Origin of the sequence: Oceanobacillus bengalensis, assembly GCF_003628445.1 — a bacterium.
GTDB lineage: Bacteria > Bacillota > Bacilli > Bacillales > Amphibacillaceae > Oceanobacillus > Oceanobacillus bengalensis.
Window position 1 is genome coordinate 57,252 of sequence record NZ_RBZO01000020.1, and the last position, 20,050, is coordinate 77,301.

The 20,050-nt window shown below is 36.2% G+C and carries 24 protein-coding genes; 12 read left to right on the forward strand and 12 right to left on the reverse strand.

Going from position 1 to position 20,050, the window contains the following annotated elements; genetic code table 11:
* Positions 1 to 44: 44 nt before the first annotated feature.
* From D8M05_RS20235 to D8M05_RS12925, 3 genes are all read right to left on the reverse strand, one after another.
* Positions 45 to 209 carry a hypothetical protein gene (locus D8M05_RS20235; protein WP_183072796.1) on the reverse strand — a complete coding sequence of 55 codons (165 nt, stop codon included), beginning with the start codon at positions 207 to 209 and terminating at the stop codon, positions 45 to 47.
* Between the two features lie 271 nt (positions 210 to 480).
* A complete protein-coding gene (locus D8M05_RS12920) occupies positions 481 to 1,752 on the reverse strand; it encodes a BaiN/RdsA family NAD(P)/FAD-dependent oxidoreductase (protein WP_121132453.1) in 1,272 nt (423 codons plus the stop codon).
* Positions 1,753 to 1,802: 50 nt separating this feature from the next.
* A complete protein-coding gene (locus tag D8M05_RS12925) occupies positions 1,803 to 2,423 on the reverse strand; it encodes a hypothetical protein (RefSeq protein ID WP_121132455.1) in 621 nt (206 codons plus the stop codon).
* Between the two features lie 223 nt (positions 2,424 to 2,646).
* Between D8M05_RS12925 and D8M05_RS12930 the strand changes: the two genes are divergently transcribed.
* The 6 genes from D8M05_RS12930 (at position 2,647) to D8M05_RS12955 (ending at position 8,537) form a co-directional block, all read left to right on the forward strand.
* On the forward strand, positions 2,647 to 4,275 hold the full coding sequence (locus tag D8M05_RS12930) for a putative polysaccharide biosynthesis protein (RefSeq protein ID WP_121132457.1): 1,629 nt from the start codon (positions 2,647 to 2,649) through the stop codon (positions 4,273 to 4,275).
* A gap of 15 nt (positions 4,276 to 4,290) precedes the next feature.
* Complete coding sequence (locus D8M05_RS12935) at positions 4,291 to 5,004, forward strand: pseudouridine synthase (RefSeq protein ID WP_121132459.1); 714 nt, start codon at positions 4,291 to 4,293, stop codon at positions 5,002 to 5,004.
* Between the two features lie 20 nt (positions 5,005 to 5,024).
* Positions 5,025 to 5,591: an RNA 2',3'-cyclic phosphodiesterase gene (gene thpR, locus D8M05_RS12940; protein WP_121132461.1), complete on the forward strand. Its 567-nt coding sequence runs from the start codon at positions 5,025 to 5,027 to the stop codon at positions 5,589 to 5,591.
* 169 nt (positions 5,592 to 5,760) lie between these two features.
* The gene (locus tag D8M05_RS12945; protein ID WP_342772263.1) at positions 5,761 to 6,708 is read left to right on the forward strand and encodes an NERD domain-containing protein; all 948 of its coding nucleotides are present in this window, start codon (positions 5,761 to 5,763) and stop codon (positions 6,706 to 6,708) included.
* Between the two features lie 2 nt (positions 6,709 to 6,710).
* Entirely contained in the window at positions 6,711 to 7,640 is a 930-nt protein-coding gene (locus tag D8M05_RS12950) for a diacylglycerol/lipid kinase family protein (RefSeq protein ID WP_121132463.1), read from the forward strand.
* Between the two features lie 84 nt (positions 7,641 to 7,724).
* Entirely contained in the window at positions 7,725 to 8,537 is an 813-nt protein-coding gene (locus D8M05_RS12955; RefSeq protein ID WP_121132465.1) for a phosphotransferase family protein, read from the forward strand.
* Here D8M05_RS12955 and D8M05_RS12960 read toward each other — a convergent pair.
* Complete coding sequence (locus D8M05_RS12960) at positions 8,530 to 8,817, reverse strand: YtzH-like family protein (RefSeq protein WP_121132467.1); 288 nt, start codon at positions 8,815 to 8,817, stop codon at positions 8,530 to 8,532. The genes D8M05_RS12955 and D8M05_RS12960 overlap by 8 nt on opposite strands.
* Before the next feature lie 81 nt (positions 8,818 to 8,898).
* On the opposite strand from D8M05_RS12960, the gene trmB reads away from it, so the two are divergent.
* On the forward strand, positions 8,899 to 9,537 hold the full coding sequence (gene trmB, locus D8M05_RS12965; protein ID WP_121132469.1) for a tRNA (guanosine(46)-N7)-methyltransferase TrmB: 639 nt from the start codon (positions 8,899 to 8,901) through the stop codon (positions 9,535 to 9,537).
* A gap of 182 nt (positions 9,538 to 9,719) precedes the next feature.
* On the opposite strand, the gene D8M05_RS12970 is transcribed toward trmB, so the two are convergent.
* Together D8M05_RS12970 and D8M05_RS12975 are read right to left on the reverse strand one after the other, a co-directional pair.
* Entirely contained in the window at positions 9,720 to 9,905 is a 186-nt protein-coding gene (locus D8M05_RS12970) for a hypothetical protein (RefSeq protein ID WP_121132471.1), read from the reverse strand.
* Positions 9,906 to 10,144: 239 nt separating this feature from the next.
* On the reverse strand, positions 10,145 to 10,240 hold the full coding sequence (locus tag D8M05_RS12975; RefSeq protein ID WP_245985353.1) for a YjcZ family sporulation protein: 96 nt from the start codon (positions 10,238 to 10,240) through the stop codon (positions 10,145 to 10,147).
* A 171-nt stretch (positions 10,241 to 10,411) separates the two neighbouring features.
* Here D8M05_RS12975 and D8M05_RS12980 point away from each other — a divergent pair, with 171 nt between their 5' ends.
* Positions 10,412 to 11,026 (forward strand): YitT family protein, encoded by a 615-nt coding sequence (locus D8M05_RS12980; protein WP_121132475.1) that lies wholly within the window; start codon positions 10,412 to 10,414, stop codon positions 11,024 to 11,026.
* 1 nt (position 11,027) lies between these two features.
* Here the strand turns inward: D8M05_RS12980 and D8M05_RS12985 are convergent, their stop codons facing one another.
* Together D8M05_RS12985 and D8M05_RS12990 are read right to left on the reverse strand one after the other, a co-directional pair.
* Complete coding sequence (locus tag D8M05_RS12985; protein ID WP_121132503.1) at positions 11,028 to 12,212, reverse strand: MFS transporter; 1,185 nt, start codon at positions 12,210 to 12,212, stop codon at positions 11,028 to 11,030.
* Between the two features lie 91 nt (positions 12,213 to 12,303).
* Entirely contained in the window at positions 12,304 to 12,804 is a 501-nt protein-coding gene (locus D8M05_RS12990) for a DUF3231 family protein (protein ID WP_121132477.1), read from the reverse strand.
* A 1,155-nt stretch (positions 12,805 to 13,959) separates the two neighbouring features.
* On the opposite strand from D8M05_RS12990, the gene D8M05_RS12995 reads away from it, so the two are divergent.
* From D8M05_RS12995 to D8M05_RS13005, 3 genes are read left to right on the forward strand one after another with little or no spacing between them, the layout of a single operon-like run.
* Positions 13,960 to 14,907 (forward strand): sulfonate ABC transporter substrate-binding protein, encoded by a 948-nt coding sequence (locus tag D8M05_RS12995; RefSeq protein ID WP_121132479.1) that lies wholly within the window; start codon positions 13,960 to 13,962, stop codon positions 14,905 to 14,907.
* A 20-nt stretch (positions 14,908 to 14,927) separates the two neighbouring features.
* Entirely contained in the window at positions 14,928 to 15,683 is a 756-nt protein-coding gene (locus D8M05_RS13000) for an ABC transporter permease subunit (RefSeq protein ID WP_121132481.1), read from the forward strand.
* A gap of 46 nt (positions 15,684 to 15,729) precedes the next feature.
* A complete protein-coding gene (locus D8M05_RS13005) occupies positions 15,730 to 16,530 on the forward strand; it encodes an ATP-binding cassette domain-containing protein (RefSeq protein ID WP_379543375.1) in 801 nt (266 codons plus the stop codon).
* On the opposite strand, the gene D8M05_RS13010 is transcribed toward D8M05_RS13005, so the two are convergent.
* Positions 16,504 to 16,776: a YqhV family protein gene (locus tag D8M05_RS13010; RefSeq protein ID WP_183072794.1), complete on the reverse strand. Its 273-nt coding sequence runs from the start codon at positions 16,774 to 16,776 to the stop codon at positions 16,504 to 16,506. The two genes, D8M05_RS13005 and D8M05_RS13010, sit on opposite strands and share 27 nt — an antisense overlap.
* A gap of 155 nt (positions 16,777 to 16,931) precedes the next feature.
* Here D8M05_RS13010 and D8M05_RS13015 point away from each other — a divergent pair, with 155 nt between their 5' ends.
* Complete coding sequence (locus tag D8M05_RS13015) at positions 16,932 to 18,116, forward strand: DHH family phosphoesterase (RefSeq protein WP_121132485.1); 1,185 nt, start codon at positions 16,932 to 16,934, stop codon at positions 18,114 to 18,116.
* Positions 18,117 to 18,348: 232 nt separating this feature from the next.
* Here the strand turns inward: D8M05_RS13015 and D8M05_RS13020 are convergent, their stop codons facing one another.
* From D8M05_RS13020 to D8M05_RS13030, 3 genes are all read right to left on the reverse strand, one after another.
* Positions 18,349 to 18,792, reverse strand: coding sequence for a YndM family protein (locus D8M05_RS13020; protein ID WP_121132487.1), 444 nt, complete (start codon positions 18,790 to 18,792; stop codon positions 18,349 to 18,351).
* A 192-nt stretch (positions 18,793 to 18,984) separates the two neighbouring features.
* Complete coding sequence (locus D8M05_RS13025) at positions 18,985 to 19,203, reverse strand: hypothetical protein (protein WP_121132489.1); 219 nt, start codon at positions 19,201 to 19,203, stop codon at positions 18,985 to 18,987.
* A gap of 128 nt (positions 19,204 to 19,331) precedes the next feature.
* Complete coding sequence (locus D8M05_RS13030; RefSeq protein WP_121132490.1) at positions 19,332 to 19,793, reverse strand: glycosyltransferase family protein; 462 nt, start codon at positions 19,791 to 19,793, stop codon at positions 19,332 to 19,334.
* Positions 19,794 to 20,050 lie beyond the last annotated feature (257 nt).

Sequence of the window (20,050 nt, forward strand, 5' to 3'; positions counted from 1 at the left end):
CGCTTTTTCGTCTGGTAACTTTATATAAAGGGAACCTTGTCTTGTTAGTGTACTCCTTGGTTTTTCCCACCAATGCCTGCCATAAACGGCATAACCTTTTGTACGGTTTGACCAAGACTTTGGTTGTTTCTGGTCATTGTATAGTAAGTTGCTGCACCTACGCCGACTGAAGCTAGAAGCGGTAACCACATTTGATTCTTCTGCATCATAAACCACCCTTTCGATTTTCTGTCCAGACATTTATAGGATGGCTTAACAGCTACAAATCATGTTAGGTATCATCTACCAATTAACCTTTTGCTTCATCTAGCGCAAGCGGACCAACGACTAGCGAGACTTCGCTCACCTCCGAACGATAGCGTTCGACATAGTCGAACTTCCTTAAACCTCTTGGTCGTCATGTCTCCTTTATCTCCTACGAAGGAATGTCCGATTAAAATCGAACCACCCACAAACTATGTGGGCGCAGTCCGTGCGTCGTTAAACGGGCGCTTCAGCTTTAGATTCAAAGGCTGCATTCATTCCAGCAAGCCTTCCTGTTACAAGTGCCGATGTAATATTATATCCACCAGTATAGCCGTGAATATCTAATATCTCCCCACAGAAATATAGACCATGCATAATTTTTGATTGCATCGTATTTGGTACGATTTCTTTGGTTGATATGCCACCGCCAGTAACAAATGCTTTTTCGATTGGTAGGGAGCCATTAACGTAGAATGTGAAACTCTTCATCGTATGGACAATTGTTCGGATTGTTTCCTTAGAAACATTTGCACATTTCTGCTCATCGTCTATGTTATGTTGCTCTAAGATAAAGGATAAAAATCGTTCAGGAACAATTCCTTTTATCACATTTTTAAATGCTTTCTTCGGATTTTCTTGAACGGATTTCATGATATTCTGAAAAACCTTTTCTTCATTTTCTTCAGGTAAAGCATCAATAACCAACGGAACCTTCTTCTGTCCTCTCATGATTTCCTTCACAACAAATTGTGAGCAACGCAAGACAGCGGGGCCAGAAACGCCAAAATGAGTGAATATCATATCCATTTGATGTGTAATAATTGGTTTATTTCTTTTATTTAATACGGAAACTGCAGCATTTCTTAGGGATAAACCTTGTAAGCTTTTATTTTTAATAAAGGATTCATTTGAGGTTAAAGCAACTTCTGTTGGATATATATCCGTGATTGTATGGCCTGCTTTTTTCGCCCATGCATATCCATCACCAGTAGATCCAGTGTGTGGAACAGCTTTACCTCCAACCGCAATAACGAGCGATTTAGTATTAACTTTTCTTCCGTCTTTTAAAATGATTGTATGTTCGTTTTCATCATAATGGATAGCTTCTACAGGTGTGTTTTGTTGCACTTCAACATGTAATTCTTCCATTTTATTAATTAATGCTTGAACAACGGATTTTGCTGAGTTTGAAACAGGGAACATTCTACCGTGATCTTCTTCTTTTAGTTTTACACCAAGATTTTCAAAAAAATCGATAATATCATAGTTATTAAATACAGAAAATGCACTATATAAAAATCTCCCATTACCAGGGATATGCTTAATTACTTCTTCTTGTGGAAGACGATTCGTTACATTACATCTGCCTCCACCTGAAATTGCAAGTTTATTCCCTAATTTGCTCCCTTTTTCAAGGAGCAGGGTTCTAGCCCCGTGTTCACTTGCTGCTATTGCAGCCATTAGGCCAGAGGGACCTCCGCCAATCACAACTACATCATAGGTCATAAATTACTTCATTCCTTTCAGGAGTATATTACCATTAAATAGATGGCTACTCAATTTACAGTGATTTTATCTTTTCGTATTGTTTGTTGTGCAGTTGATATAAACTGTGAGGTAACAATAATTTGGGAAATTTTCTTGAGAGAGCTTATCAAGTTCATTTCATGAGGGTTTTTCTCTATTTTAATCTTGAGAAGGCTTATCAAGTTCATTTCATGAGGGTTTTGCTCTATTTCAATCTTGAGAAGGCTTATCAAGTTCATTTGAAGAGAATTTTGCTCTATTTCAATCTTGAGAGAGCTTATCAAGTTCATTTGAAGAGAATTTTGCTCTATTTCAATCTTGAGAAGGCTTATCAAGTTCATTTGAAGAGAATTTTGCTCTATTTCAATCTTGAGAGAGCTTATCAAGTTCATTTCATGAGAATTTTGCTCTATTTCAATCTTGAGAGAGCTTATCAAGTTCATTTCATGAGAATTTTGCTCAATTTCAATCTTGAGAGAGCTTATCAAGTTCATTTGAAGAGAATTTTGCTCTATTTTAATCTTGAGAAGGCTTATCAAGTTCATTTGAAGAGGGTTTTGCTCAATTTCAATCTTGAGAGAGCTTATCATGTTCATTTCATGAGAATCTTGCTCTATTTCAATCTTGATAGCTCCGTTGAGTATTGGCATTCATAATTCTTTATTGATCTTGAGAGTACAAGCAAGTTATTTTTTTAAGTTCGATGTTACCTCGCAGTTTATATCTTTCACGTCGAAACTTACATCCAAGAAAAAGTAACAATCTCTATTAGAAATCAGACTTTATTTAATTTGCAACAATTACAGTATCTGTCCAGCGATGGATTGTGGTAAAATAACGTTTATATGAATTTATAGAAATAAAGGTGAAACAATGTCGAATATTGTAAGAAGTTCTATGTTGCTTACTACAGCAACTTTCTTATCAAAATTTTTAGGAATGGTCTATCTTATCCCATTTAATGCACTTGTTGGTGCTGCAGGGGGGACTTTATATACTTTTGCATATGTACCATATAATATCATGCTGAGTATTTCTACAGTTGGAATCCCTTTAGCTATGTCTAAAATTGTGTCTAAATATAATTCACTAGGTGACTATGAAACAGGAAGGCGAATGTTTAAATCAGCTTCTGGATTAATGCTAATTACTGGTCTTGTCTCCTTCCTTATTTTGTTTTTTGCTGCAGAACAGATTGCTAACTTCTCAATAAGCACGAACGATCAATATAGCGCGATTACCGTTGAGGATGCAGTAATCGTTATTCGTGCAGTCAGTTTTGCATTAATTATTATTCCAGCAATGAGTATTGTCAGAGGATTTTTTCAAGGGTATGAATCCATGGGTCCGACTGCCATATCTCAGGTTGTGGAACAAATTGTGCGTATCCTCTTTGTACTTGTTTCTGTATTCATGGTCATTGTTATTTTTAAAGGAACGATTGCAACTGCTGTTGGGTTTGCCACTTTCGGTGCTTTTGTTGGTGCAATCGGTTCTTGGATTATTCTTTTATCCTATTGGAAGAAAAGAAAGCCATATCTAGATACGCAACTAGCTAGGCAAAAGCATTTTAATCATATACCAACCAAAAAATTGTATCGTGAAATACTGAGTTACTCTGGTCCTTTTATTATTGTTGGTCTTGCTACTTCACTGTATCAATTGGTCGATCAGTTTACCTTTCAACGTGCAATGGTTGCTGGTGGGCATGCAGGATGGGATATAGCATATGGCGCTATTAACATGTATGGACATAAACTCGTTATCATACCTGGTACTATTGCAACAGGTTTATCTTTAGCTATACTACCAGCAATGACAAAAACCTTTTCACAAAAAAATATGCCTGTGTTGCACCAGCAGATCAACCAATCCCTTCAGATTGTGCTTGTATTAGTGATTCCTGCTGTTGTGGGACTATGTGTACTATCACATGAAGCCTATGGTACGTTATATGGTATGCAAAATCTCTCTTTAACAGGTTCCTTGATGGCTTGGTATGCACCAGTTGGTTTATTGTTTTCTCTGTTTACTGTTACCGCTGCTATATTACAGGGGATAAATAAGCAAAACTTCACGGTCCTCAGTTTAATGGCAGGATTATTGGTGAAAATACTACTGAACAGCCAGTTGATTCATATGTTTGGAGCAAAAGGCGCTATTTTTGGTACGGCATTAGCTGCAGGTATTGCTGTTTCTTTAAATTTATATCGAATTAAGGTTTCGATTCAGTTTCCATTAAAACAGTTAATTAAACGAACATTATTAATCATTATTTTTGTAACCTTGATGTCAATCACCATTTGGATTGTTAAAGCAGTCTTTGGTTTATTTATTCCATATGAAGATACTAGATGGGGGGCAATGGTAATTCTTATTCTTGGAGTTGGTCTGGGTGGAGCTGTGTATTTATACTTTGCTTACGCATCGACATTGTTAGAACGTGTATTTGGTGGGCAGATTCCTTTTGTTAATAAAATAAAGCGGAAGTTTGGTAGGTAAGAGGAGTGGACGTGTGTGCGTTTGGATAAATTATTAGCAAATATGGGGTATGGCAGTAGAAAAGATGTAAAGGCCCTAATTAAGAAAAAACAGGTTACGGTTAATGGAACGATTGTAAAAGATAGCGGTATACACATTGACACAGAAAATGATGTGTTAGATGTTGCAGGAGAAGCAGTAGTATATAAAAAGTATATTTATCTCTTGATGAACAAACCTCCTGGAGTAATTTCAGCAACAACTGACAATCGAGAGAAAACGGTTGTTGATTTATTGATAGAGGAGTATCGGCATTTTGAGCCGTTCCCTGTGGGAAGACTTGATAAAGATACGGTGGGCCTTTTGCTCTTAACAAATGATGGACAGCTAGCCCACCGCCTAACTTCGCCAAACAAAAATGTAGGGAAAACATATTTTGCCCGCATAGAAGGAAGGGTAACAAAAGCTGATGTGGATCGTTTTGCCGCTGGTGTTACTTTAGAGGATGGGTATGAAACAAAACCAGCTATATTAAACATCGTTACGACTGGTGATATATCTGAAATCGAAGTAACAATCACAGAAGGGAAGTTTCATCAAGTGAAGCGGATGTTTGAAGCAGTTGGGAAACAGGTCATCTATTTAAAAAGGCTTCGTATGGGTTCTTTAGAGTTAGATGAATCGCTTAAGCTTGGGGAATATCGTGAACTTAGTGCAGAAGAATTAGCCTACCTGATGTCACTTCGCTAGTTTGATTGGAGGAAAAAATTATGGGAGGTTCACCCCATTATTTCATAGCCATTCTGTTACCAGAAGAATTACAAGAGTACTTTTCAATATGGCAATCAGTTTTAAGGGAAAAATTACCTTATAAACAATGGTATAATAAAAGAGATTTTCATATAACATTAAAATTTTTAGGTGCTGTTGATAATGATAAACTACAAGAACTGGATAAAAAACTGCAGGGCATAAAAATGTTAAATGCTTTTCATGTGAATGTTGGTTCTATAGGCACATTTGGGAATCCAAAAACACCTCGAGTCTTATGGTCTGGTGTGGAAAAAACAGATACACTAAGCCAGTTAGCACAAATAGTAGAAGAATATGCGGTTCAATTGGGATTTTCAAAGGAAAATAGAGCCTACACTCCCCATATTACACTTGCAAAAAAATGGGCTGGAAATCAGGTTACAAGATATGATGAGATTCTTTCTGAAATGAAAAATAAATATACTACTAAAGAGAAAATGCTTGTTCATGAAGTAATACTTTTTCAAATCCACCCTAACAGAGAGCAAAAATATGAAATAATACGGAGATACCCATTAAGGTAGGCTCTTTCGAATTGTTTGTTGCAATTAATATTAAACTGTGGAGTTACTTCTTTAGAATTGTATAGCTCTCGCATTCACTTAATCTACCGTTTGTATCCTTTACGTCAATAGCTTAATCTTTAGAAAAATTAATAATCCTATAAACAAAGATGCAGCTTTTCATAAGGGGGTGAACAGCATCGCTCAACTCATTAAACTACAGGATTATGTCTCACGATATGAATGGGATGTGTATCGCTACCCGACACAATATATTCGTGTTAAAAAGGACAATTGGAATAAGTTATATCGAATATGGTCTGAGCCTCCTATGCCAGAGGATAATAACATAGAAGAATATGAAACAGATGATACAAGTAAAGTTAAAAAAGTCTTTACTAAATTCAAATCACTTGTGAAAAAAGAACAAATTGAAGAAGATATAGACGTACCCAAGGAAAATATCCTACCAGAAACGGAGCAGGAATTAAAACAATATTTTCTAAATAAAATATTCAACTTTCAACTGAAGTGGGCTACATCTACAATTACTGAAATTTCTTATGTTGATCAAAAGTATTATCAAGATCGTCTCTTAAAGTACTTCTTACAACGGTTACCAGATACCTATTTATTAATGTATTATCCAGTATTTAATATTAAGAAAGCACCGGTTGATGGAGAGATTATACTAATTACACCAATTGGTATTGAGATTATTTATTTTATTGAAAAAGAACCTGGTGCTGTTATTATGGCAGGAGACGAAAGAGCATGGACCATCGAATCAGCGTATGAGCAGTCAAGAATGCTGAGTCCTGTTATTGCTTTAAAACGAACCGAAAAGATAATCAAAAGTATTTTACAGAAGCATACAATCGATTTCCCTATAAAAAAAACAGTCCTTTCTAGAACAAATAATATTATATTTAATACAGAGCCTTATCAAATAAATCTAATTGGAAAGCAGAAATATAATGAATGGTTTCATCATAAAAGGATCCTATCGTCACCGCTTAAAAGCAGGCAATTGAAAGCTGCAGATGCGTTGCTTGGGCAATGCTACTCCAACTTTGTGAAACGTCCAGAATGGGAGGATGATATTAGTTTACACTCAATTGGTGATATGGAGGAATAGGGATGTATGTTTTTATCGTTAATCCACAAGCGGGAAATGGTCGTGGGAAGAAAGTGTTTTCTAAAATAAAAAAATCCAGATATTATAAGCAAATAGAAAGCACCTACTATTACACAGAATATGCAGGTCACACTACTCATATCGTTAAGAAGCTAAGTAGAGAATCTACTATCAAAGCGTTTATCATTATAGGTGGGGACGGAACCATCCATGAAGCAATAAATGGATTAGGTTCGAGAAATATACCGATCGCATTTATCCCAGGTGGTTCAGGAAATGATTTTGCAAGGGGATTAGGGATAAAAGGGAATCCAGTTACAATCCTAAAGGAAATTGTCCAACATCATTCTATACTATCCTATTGGGTCGGAAACTATACTCTCGACAGCAGTATAGAGGGCAAGTACGTAAATTCTGTTGGCATCGGTTTCGATGCACAAATTGTACATACTGCTAATAAATCATTTTATAAGCGTGTCCTTAATTCGGTTGGATTAGGAACGTTGACATATGTAATTGCACTTATTCACGTACTGCTGCATTTTAGGCCAATGCGTATTGAAATGGATATTGACCATAAAAAGCGGACATTAACCAACTGCTGGATGATAACAACAGCGAATCATCCGTATTATGGTGGTGGAATGAAAATTATTCCCACTGCAAAGATACAACCAAATACGTTTCCTATTTTAATTATACATAACATTTCTAAATGGAAAGTACTTGCTTTATTTTTAACGGTGTTTACTGGAAAACATGTAAATTTTAAAGAAGTGGAAATACTAGAAGCAACAAAGCTTTCAATTACCACGGACGAAAAGTCTTATATACAAGTTGATGGTGAGGCAAAATTCAGTAAGATTATAACAATTAAAAAGTTATCAGAACCAATCAGTACAATTGCTACAAAATCAAAACAAATAGTGTGAAAAAATTATTATATAGTTGTAATTTAAACTTTATACCTATAAAATATGAAGATGGAATGCTATTTTTGAAAGATGTGAAATGATATGTTGGAATGGCTTGAACGAGCATTAGGAGATGGATGGAAACTAACACCAGCTGGAGGATTAACAGGAGAAGCATTTATAGCTGAAAAGGAAAACAAACGATTATTCCTCAAAAGAAACTCTTCTCCGTTTTTGGCGGTGTTGTCAGCAGAAGGTATCGTTCCGAAGCTCGTATGGACAAGGCGGATGGAAAATGGAGATGTCATTACAGCACAAGAATGGTTAGAAGGTAGAGAACTAAAACCGAATGATATGAAAGATCAGAAGGTAGCTGATTTACTACACAAAATTCACCATTCCACAGAATTATTGGACATGCTAATGCGACTCGGTATTAACCCGTTAACTTCAGATGAAATTTTTGCTTCCATAAAGCAGACATTAATTGATATGAACCTAATTCATAAATACGAGGCAGTTCGTATTTCATTAGAATATCTTGATATTCTACTACCAAAAACACGCAACAAAAAATTAGTCGTTTGCCATAGTGATTTGAACCATAATAATTTATTAATGTCAAATGATGGAAGTTTATTCTTAATTGATTGGGACAATGCAACCATTGCGGACCCTGCTTCCGATTATGGTCTTATATTAAAAGGTTACATTCCAAGAGAAGATTGGAATGGGTGGTTGGAAAAATATGGAGTGGAAGAGGAAGAAAATTTATTAGAACGAATGTATTGGTATCTACTACTCAACGCACTCCAATATTTATGTTGGCATTTAGGACGGAAAGAGCCTATAAAAGCAATGGAAAGGCTTAGAGACATAGAGGAACTTAACGAACAGGTTACATCCATTATTTGAAATTGATATATTCTATTGCACTCATCCAATTTTCGATATTTTCTTGATTGGATGTAATATGTTCTTCAATGCTTTGTGTATTTTCACCTTGTCGTCCGTAGTTATAGATGTCAGGGAGAAGTTGCATTAGTTGCTCATCTGTAATTTGGTCATGGGCCATCATCGTCTTAACTAAGCGTTTTATTTGCTGATATTCGGAGACTTCCCCACAGCACCCGGCGGATTGTTCATCTAGTATATCGTGTAATAATGTCAACAAATTGTTTGCATTTAATGTCATTTTAATCACCTCATGACATTATTTTTCGTCATATTTGTTTTTCTATACTCCAAACATACTCAGCAAAGAGAGGTATCTTACATGCGTCAACGAAATAAACCATGGGCGGATGATTTTCTCATGGAAAACAAACAGCTGGTTATCCAGAATCCATCAGAACATAGAGGGAATTGGAAGGCTGTATTTGGCAATGATCACCCCATCCACATTGAAGTGGGGACAGGTAAAGGACAATTTATCATCGGTATGGCGAAACAAAATCCTGATGTTAATTTTATTGGAATTGAATTAGCTAAAAGTGTTATTGTTTCTGCCGCTGAGAAGGTGATAGAATCAGAACAGCCGAATATTTTATTGTTAAATGAAAATGCAAGTGACCTAAGGGAAATATTTACAGAAAATGAAATTGCAGGCATGTATTTGAATTTCTCCGATCCATGGCCAAAGAATCGTCATGAAAAAAGAAGACTAACGCACCATGCTTTCTTAGAGCAGTATAAAGAAATTCTAAAAGAACAGGCCCAACTAACCTTTAAAACAGATAACAGAGGATTATTCGAGTATTCTTTAGTAAGTTTTTCACAGTTTGGCATGCGATTGGAAGAAGTAAATTTACATTTACATGCATTCCCTGATCCGTTAAATATAAAGACGGAATACGAAGAGAAGTTCTCTGAAAAGGGTTCACGAATTTATCGAGTACAGGCAAGTTTTAACTAAAAAGACACTAGAAAAATGTAAGTGTCCGTATAGCGACGTACGGGCTGGACTGAACGGTAGGGAGTCAATGTTGATCTTATCGTACGTAGGTGAGGGAAGTCTCGCTAGTCGCTGGAGCTAGACAAAAAAAACCTGTATCTAAAGTTAAATCTTTGGATACAGGTTTCTTTGTAGGGTCTTGATTAATTATTGTTGTTATTGCGGTTGTTGTTACGATTACGATTGTTGTTATTATTATTATTGTTGTTGTTATCGAAATCGTTGAACTCATTTTCATTCGCAAATTCAACATTGTTTACTTCTTGGTTGTTGTTATTGTCGTTGTTATTGTTATTGTTGTTATTGCGATTGTTTTTGTTCTTCGCCATATTAATCAACCCTCCTATAAGTATTTTCTAAGTAGTACTTAACTACCCCGAAGAAATATTCTTCGTAGTTAAATATCACCACAACAGATATTCTGTCCAATTTCGACAAAATAAAACACAAAAATTATTGATTAATTTTTACTAAAATTCCCATTCCTGGAAAAACTGTACCTATATATCTTCTGAAGCCATTCATAAAGAAAAGCCTCCCTAAGAATAGGAAGGCTTTCCTTTAGAAATTAAAACCAACTTGCTCCAACGATGATAAGCAAAATAAATAGAACAACGATTAACGCAAAGCTATTGTTGTTTCCTCCATCATAACCCATTAACATGACCTCCTCCCTCTTGGTCTACTACTATCATATGGAAAAAATGAAATTTAGTTAGGGTCGTTGGTGGAGAGCGTTACCTGATTGGGTGAATACTTTTACTCATGATTAATATTCTTAGGAATATGTATAGTAAGAGTCGTCCTATTCTATGGATAAAAAGAGGCGTAAGCAATGAATCCATTTCTAAAGAAGTACGGATTAGTAATAGCTGGAGGAACCATACAAGGGTTAGGCATGGGATTATTTCTATTTCCTCATTCGATTCCATCAGGTGGAGCAGGAGGAATAGCAGTTTTGTTAAACTACTGGTTCAACATGAGTATGGGTGTTGCTCTGTGGATTGTAAATTTTTCTTTGTTATTATTTGGAGTGAAAATCCTAGGGAAACGGTTTGCTCTTTGGACAATTGTTAGTATTACAGTAACTTCTCTTTCAGTTGATTTTTTCGAGACAAGCTTTATGATACAAAATCGAAACCTTGTGTATGATCTTGTATTTGGTTCGCTATTCTTAGGTACTGGAATTGGATTATTAATGAGGCAGGGTGTCTCCAACGGTGGAGTTGGAGTAGTTGCCTTGATTATTTCTACGAAGCGTAAGATACTTCCAGGAAAGCCTCTTTTTTTCTTGAATATGTCTATTTTTGTCATTACTGCTATGGTTGTAGATTGGAAAATCATTGTTCTTGCACTAATCAGTCAGTGGTTATCAACAAGAGTAGTCGATCTAGTATGTCAAATGTCCTTTCAGAATGCTTATACACTTGGATGGCGAAAGAAACCATAACTCAAATATATTTATAACGGATTTTAGTTTTTTTATGTTTCTTTCCATCTTTTCCTTTTACATGAACCAATAGTAAAACCAACAAACCCACGATGAGAGCAAGTGCTGCCAAGGATAAAAACATACCTGTTCGAGACCAGTCCATTAAACGACTAAAGATTGGGGGGCCTAATGCCACTCCGATAAATCGCACAGAACCGTATAACGAAGCAACAAAACCTCTACGTTCTTTACCAACGGCACCAGTAATGAGGGAGTTTACACATGGTAATACTAACCCAGCACCAATGCTGCTGAGTGCGAGTATTAACAGAAATGGGACAAGTTTCTCAAATAAAACGAGGGAAGCATAAGAAATTGTCATAAAGGAAAAGCCAATAACACAAAGTTTCTTCATCTTTTCTAAATTTTTTCCAATTTTGCTGCCTGTAATGTAGGATGTTGTAACCATTACAAGTAAAGGAATAGCTAAAATAAGACCTTTCACAACACCATCGATATTGTATTTTGCTTCCAATATATCGGATAAATAAAATAAAATTCCAAATAAGGTAAAAAGACATGTACCTCCAGCAAGGTAAACCGTGAAGAGCCACCTACCTTCCTGTTTAAACACACTTAATAGCCCTTTTGCATATTTACGAAAAGGTGGAGGTGCTTGCCGATTGCTTTTTTCTTTAATAAAAATCCAAACGAGTATTGCAGATACTAGACTAATAATTGGAAAAGCGAAAAAAACAGCATGCCAAACAACTAATGCTAAAAGCGAACCTAAAATAGGAGACAGGACCTTTCCTAAACCATTAGATGCCTCAAAAATTCCTAATACTCTGCTTTGTTCTCCACCTTTAAATAAATCTCCAATTAATGCCATAGCAATTGGTGCAGTTCCAGCAGCACCGATTCCTTGAAGAATACGTCCGATAATAATCCAGAGATAAGAATTAGAGAATACAGCAGCACCCAAACCAGCAAGCAATGCACCGATTCCGAATAAAATTAGTGATGGAATAATGACGACTTTACGGGAAAAACGGTCGGAAAGGTACCCAACAATGGGGATGAAGATTGCTGCTGCAATAGAGAATACCGTAATCGTTAAGCTCACCTGCATTTGTGTTAAGTTTAGGGATGATTTTATTTTAGGAAGAATTGGAATCAACATGGAATTCCCCAACGTCATCATAAGCGGTACAGACCCAATAGCCGTGATAATTAACCCCTTACTTTTCTTTTTCACTGGTCACACTCCTCTGATTCCTTTACGATAAGACCCATTATTTTATACTAATTGGCGGGGTAACAACCCATCCTTTTTCCTTGGATAATGTTATTAAATTTTGTTCGTACTCTTCCTTCTGTGTTTGGAATTCACTAAACATCGACCGAATATCTTCGCGAATCGCGATACCAGTAACGTAACTACATAAGACTCTTCCCGTTATTAATTCCTTCTTAACAAGAAGTGCGATTTCTGGATCATTAAACCGTGCTCCTGCAGGGATATCTTCTACTTCCACATTTGGTCTATCTGGTGGAGCAGGTGGCAGTCGTATACCTGCTTCTTTTAATAGGGCTTCAACTTGCTCAGCTTCTTGCGTGAAACAACTTTCTAGCGTGTCCTCTAGAAATGTTTTTAAATCATGGTCCCCTGAATGATTGATAAATACTTGCATCGTAACAAGGGTGCTTTTTACATCGTATAAATAAGCCCATAAATGGTAAATCTCACCGGAATGTAATGGCTCTTCTTTTGCTTTTTTATTTGATATTGCCATTTATTATTCCTCCTTTCCTTTCGTATTGTTTGCTGTGCGATTGATATAAAATGCGCATTAGATGTAGGCTAATCATTAAAAGGATTCGGAAATAAATTGATCTGAGGACGCTTATCAAGTTACAAATTCTGATTTTGAGTCCCGTTTTCATCTAGAGAGCGCTTATCAAGTTAGATATTCTGATTTTGAGCACCGTTTTCATCTAGAGAACGCTTATCAAGTTACAAATTCTGATTTTAAGCTCCATTTTCATCTAGAGGACGCTTATCAAGATACAAATCCTGATTTTGAGCTCCGTTTTCATCTAGAGGACGCTTATCAAGTTACAAATTCTGATTTTGAGCTCTGTTTTCATCTAGAGAGCGCTTATCAAGTTAGAAATTCTGATTTTGAGCACCGTTTTTATCTAGAGAGCGCTTATCAAGTTAGAAATTCTGATTTTGAGCACCGTTTTTATCTAGAGAGCGCTTATCAAGTTAGAAATTCTGATTTTGAGCTCCGTTTTCATCTAGAGAGCGCTTATCAAGTTAGAAATTCTGATTTTGAGCACCGTTTTTATCTAGAGAGCGCTTATCAAGATAGAAATTCTGATTTTGAGCACCGTTTTCATCTAGAGGGCGCTTATCAAGTTAGAAATTCTGATTTTGAGCACCGTTTTCATCTAGAGAGCGCTTATCAAGTTATAAATTCTAATTTCGTACTCTGTTTTCATCTAGAGAGCGCTTATCAAGCTACAAATTCTGTTTTTGAACTCCGTTTTCATCTAGAGAGCGCTTATCAAGCTACTTTCTCTTCCTCGAGGGCTCCGTTCCTGAATTTAAAATCATAAGCCAAAATACCTTTTCAGCGTGTAAATTTACGTCTCATTTTATATCCTTTACATCACAGCTTAATCTTTTGAAAAAGCAATAATCCTCTTTAGAAAAACAGCTTTTGCTTTTAATTTTTCCTAAAAAAACATTCTTATCCTTAACCTATTTTTTTAAGAAGGCTATTTTTAATCGGACAGGAACCTACTTTTTATTCATACATAGGCTAGAATCAGGAGGGGTAGCGTCCGTTGTCTCCCACCTAGCTTTCTTGATACTACGTCTGTATAAGATGGGAACTTACGGACCAAAGCACTGGGATAAAATAATGGAGAGGTATTGAAATATGAAAAAGAAGATTTTCTTATCTGTTGTGAGCCTTGTATGTTTATTGTTACTTATTGGGTGTAGTGAAGTAAGTTCTGATGAATCAAATGAGAAAGTGGTTCGAATTGGATATCAAAAAAATGGCCCATTAATTATTCTGAAATCTCTAGGAACACTTGAAGAACGCTTAGAAGAAATAGGTTATAAAGTGGAATGGCATGAGTTTCAAGCAGGGCCTGCATTGGTTGAAGCATTGAATGCAGAAAGTATTGATTTTGGGCGGGCTGGTAATACACCACCAATCTTTGCACAAGCAGCAAGTGCCCCATTTGTTTATGCAGCGGTAGGTAATTCGAAATATGAGGGTAGTGGCATCTTAGTATCCCAGGATTCTGACATTCAGACTGTAGCTGATTTAAAGGGAAAAACAGTTAGCTTTGCAAAAGGGTCTAGTTCCCATTATTTGATTGTGAAAGCATTGCAAGAAGCTGGTTTGAAATACGAAGATATTACACCCGCTTTCTTGAGTCCTGGTGATGCAAGAATAGCTTTTGAACAGGGAAATGTAGACGCTATGGTTGTATGGGATCCGTTTACTGCATCCACGGAAATTAACTCCAACGGGCGAATGCTATTAAATGGAGAAGGGTTAACAACGGATAGAGATTTCTTCATTGCAACAAACCATTTTGCTGAAGAGCATCAAGATATTATGGATATTATTATAGAGGAAATTGCGGCTTCGTCTGAGTGGGCAAATAAGAATCACGATGATTTAGTTAAGATGCTCGCACCAATATTAAATCTTGATGAGGAATCAATAAGGATGTCTGTTGAGCGTCGTATTTATGGCATTGGAGAAATAACGGAAGAAATTATCGCTGAACAGCAAGATATAGCGGACTTGTTTTATGAATTGGCTATCATTCCAAAAGAAATTGATGTTAGTGAAGTAATGATGAAATAACTGGGAAGGGGGGAGAAGGATTGAAACTACCTAATAAAGGGGTTATCATCCCGTGGCTTATTCCCTTAGTGTTGCTTATCAGTTGGCAGTTTTTATCTTGGGTTGGAGCGATTCCAGAACGGATATTACCAGCTCCTACGCAGGTGTTCGTTGCTTGTATGGAATTACTTTCAACAGGTGAATTAGTTGACCATGTATCTATTAGTTTAGGAAGGGCCTTAGCAGGTTTTCTGATTGGAGGAATCATTGGTTTCCTCTTTGGTTTATTTAATGGCGTATTTCGTTTTGCTGATTTATTCTTCGATACATCAATTCAAATGCTTAGGAACATCCCACATTTGGCGCTTATACCGCTTGTTATTTTATGGTTTGGGATTGGAGAAACATCAAAGATTTTCCTGGTCGCGCTTGGTGTATTATTTCCTGTATACATTAACACCTACCATGGGATTAAATCAGTAGATAAAAAACTAATTGAAATGGGAAAGGCTTATGGATTGAGAGGGAAAGCATTATTTTTCCATGTTATTTTACCAGGAGCGATGTCGTCTATTTTGGTCGGTATTCGTTTTTCACTAGGTGTAATGTGGTTAACGCTGATTGTCGCTGAAACGATTTCGGCTCAATCCGGAATAGGTTACATGGCAATGAATGCTCGCGAATTTATGCAAATGGACGTAATTATTTTAAGTATTGTCATCTATGCCCTATTCGGAAAATTATCTGACGTCATTGCGAGGTATTTCGAGGAGAAGTTGCTGAAATGGAACACTTAACGATATTTTGTTCTAAATGCTTTTAGGGGGTTGCGAATTGAATAAGATACAAGAGCAGGGAATTGGTATTCAGATTAATAATATTGGGAAAAGTTATGGTGAACGTTGCGTACTAGAAAATCTAAGTTTGACGATACAAAAGGGTGAATTTGTTTCGATAGTTGGTAAAAGCGGCTGTGGTAAGAGCACGCTATTGAGACTTGTTGCTGGTCTAGAAAAAATGAATAACGGTACCATTGAATTAAATGGAGAACGGTTAGATGATTTAAACAGGTATGCACGAATTATGTTTCAAGATGGAAGATTATTACCATGGAAGAAAACGCTTGATAATGTGTGTCTAGGACTACCCAAGGAGAAAAAAGAAAATGCAATCGGGGCGCTACAGCAAGTGGGCCTAAAGGATAGAATAGATGATTTCCCTTCCATGCTTTCAGGAGGGCAAAGGCAACGTGTAGCACTGGCGCGAGCATTGGTTCATAATCCATCCCTTTTGTTATTAGATGAACCACTTGGGGCGCTAGATGCACTGACACGTATCGAAATGCAGAATCTTATTGAATCGCTTTGGAAACAGAAAAAATTCACAGCCATTCTTGTTACACATGATGTCGAAGAAGCAGTCACCATCTCGGATCGTGTTATCTTAATAGAAGATGGGAAAGTAAGCCTGAATCAACCTATTAAATTACCTCGTCCACGAAAGCGAACACATCCAGGGTTTTCGATGTATGTGGAGGAAATTCTTGGTCAAATCATGCACAAAAAGCAGCGCAAAGCTAACTTTGATATGCTGTTATCCCCGTCAAAGGAAGAACAGTTACTTTTTAATTCCATAAATAATTAAAGAAACACCTAGAAATATCCAAAAAAACTTTCCAAATGACACTTTCTCAGCCATCCCAGCTAAACCTATGGTTGTCGTGATGATAAGAATTAAAGGGCCAACAAATGCTAATGAGCTGTTTATGATTAATGCTTTCTCTATTTCATTAAATTTAAGCATTAAGAATGCAGCAAATATCTCAATACTTCCAGATAAGATTCTTAATAATGCCATCGCTATGATTGCTTTCTCTAATATTGCAAACATTTTTATCCTCCTGTATAAGTACTGCTTAGATTATATGCAGTGCTTGTACATATAAGAACAAAAGCAAGAGGAGTGACTTTTTTTTGCATTATATAATTCTTCTTTGTTGATTTTTTCCCCTATTTATATTCATACTAACGATGAGGTGAAAAAATATGTACAAGTTGTTGTCTCATAATGACCTGGATGGAGTAGGATGCGGAATATTAGCAAAACTCGCTTTTGGTAACGAGGTAGAGGTTCGTTATAATTCTATCGGGAGTCTGAACAGAGAAGTAGAACGTTTTTTAGATAATAAGGATAAAAGCGATTCTTTATTTATAACGGATTTATCGGTAAATGAAGAAAATGAAAAACGATTACATGATTTTTATCTAGCTGGTGGAAAATTGCAATTAATTGATCATCATAAAACAGCATTATCTTTTAATGAATATGACTGGGGACATGTCGTTGTTGAGGATGAGGAAGGAAAATTAACTTCTGCAACCTCTTTACTGTATCAATATCTTACAGAGAATCAATTTCTTGAAGCGTCAGACGTGGTAGAGGAATTTGTTGAGCTTGTAAGGCAGTATGATACATGGGAATGGGAGAAGAATGAGAATGAACAGGCTAGAAGGCTAAATGCTTTGTTTTTCCTTGTAGCTATTGATGAATTTGAAGGAACGATGCTAGAGCGTTTGAATAATAATGAGCATTTCTCGTTTGATGAATTTGAGAAAAGAATACTCGATATGGAAGATAATAAAATTGAACGCTATATCCGAAGAAAGAGACGAGAATTGATTCAGAAAAAAGTTGGTAACGAATATGCGGGGGTCGTTTTTGCCGAATCCTATCACTCAGAGCTTGGTAATGAGTTAGGAAAAGAATATCCCCATTTAAGTTATATTGTAATATTAAATATGAGTGGGCGTCGAATGGGATTCAGAACGATTCATGATGATGTGGATGTTTCTGAAGTTGCTGGTCACTTCGGTGGAGGTGGACATGCAAAAGCTGCTGGTTGCACCATGACAGATGAGGCATATAAACGATTCGTTGAAGAGACATTCCAATTGGAACCCATACATGAAGATGCAAGGCGAAACCACTATAACCTTAAAGCCTCTTCGTTTGGTACACTCTATCGAAATAGGATGGACAAGAAATTTTTACTTACTGCTACGAATGATAATGCATGGGTAATCGAGAAAAATGGTGTGCTTCTGGATGAAGTTTTTTCGAGCTTTCAGGATGCTGAGATATTTTTAAAACGCAATTATGAAGCATGGCTTGTAAGGGATGAGGTGTTTGTGAAATTTTTAATGGAAAAAGTGAAAGAAGAGAATAAATAAGATTTGAGTGTAAAGGCGAAATCGGGGTGATTTCGTCTTTACTATATTTAGGAGTTATATTTTGAGATGTGAAAACGGAGTATGATGCAAGGAAAATCATAGTGGACGATCTATAGAAAGCACTTTATCGATAGAGAGTTAGGGCAGAAATGTTGTGCAACACATTTATACTATACTGGCCCAATGCAAAAGGCCGAACAGCTGTTACCGTTCGGCTTTATAAAGTATAGCACTACTTTTTCTTAATATAATCGGGATGATTTTCCTCTGATGTTTCAGTTTGATAACGAAAATTTGGTAAGACATCCTTTTTTCTATTGGCATCTTCTGTTTTTATTACTTTCTCCAGCATATAAGCATGGAATAATGCTTCTGTTATTGCTAGGAAGAACGAAGCAAAGAGTGAAATGGTGATTACAGGAAAAGCAGCGTCGATAAAGAACGTTGAAAGCAACCATATGGAAACAAAGGAAAGACCGAAATCTGCTATTGTTGCTCTAAAATTACCAAACTTAGGCAACAGATAGAGGTCGCCAATTACATATGCAATTCCAGTTACTAGTAGGCTAATAACAAACATTTCTGTTAATGATGCTGTCTCAAAAATGGACAATAATGAGTAAATAACCGTTGCTGTAATTAATAACTTAATTCCTAACGCTTTTACATGTCTCACGTTTTATTTCCTTTCTGAGGTTTTTGTCCCATTTTTTGTTTTCGAAAAATTTCACAGGAAAAGGCACTGATTTGTTATATGATTATTTTGTCCAAGTATAGACAAATATACATGCAATCATTAGGTTAAGGTCCTCTATCATAAAAAATAAACCCTCGTATCACATAAGGACACGAGGGTCTACTTATTTTTTTATTCTGACTGTGATTGCTGTGTTAAAATTGCGCTTTGAACTTGACTTACTGCAGTTTGCGCTTGAGCAATTTCAGTTGCAGCTTGTTTAATTGCTTCTTGAGACAATGCTTGGTCTGAAGAAGATTTTTCAATAGCTTGTGTTAATAATTCCTGCGTTAGTGCAACATTTGCCTTTGCCTGGCTTAATTGGTTGACATCAATTGGCTGTTGTGGCATTTAAATCTCTCCTCCTAATAAATTGTTACTTTCAAATGTATTTTAGCCTGTTCTAATAATATTATTCAGTGACAAGCACCGTTCGACTTTCGGCAATTTACGACAAAATTCGAGGAGTGACAGGCACCTTAATATAATTCCTTTAAAACACTGATTATATCATGGTCTTCCATGTCATGATGATATTCATTCAGGCGTTCATTTAAAGTAGCGGAATGTTCATGAAACATATCTAACATGATACTTTCAATGTTAGTGTGAGATTCCCACTTCTTTAAGTAAAAAACTAAACCTCGTTCTATTAAATAGTTTAGGTTAAATTCCTCCTGACCTGGTAATGCTTCATATACAATCGTTGGGATTTTTCTCCAGATACATTCTGATATAGTGACTCCACCAGGTTTCGTTATCATTGCATCTGCTTCTACGTACAATTGATTCATTTCCTCTTTTGAATGTAAGTATGGCAGCGCTTTAATATATGGGTGATTTAATTGGTCAATGCTATGAAATAGATGCTTGTTCTTTCCACATAGAACTTTATAAACCACAGATCCAGAGGGTTGTAAGCAATCAATAAATTGCTTCATCGATCCTGCCCCCATGTTCCCACCACTTATCAAAAAAGTCCATTTATCCTTTTTCTTAATGCAGTTAGTTTTTTGTTCTTTAAAGACTGGATGTACTGGAATGCCTGTAATAGAAATCTTATCTCGTGCTACCCCTTGTTTAATGCATAATAAAAGTACAGAGTATTGCAACCAAAATGTTAGAAGGTTGCACAAATAAAAAAGGCTTGCCAGCCCTAACAAAATACCCTACCGTTAATAGCGACTAAACAAATTAA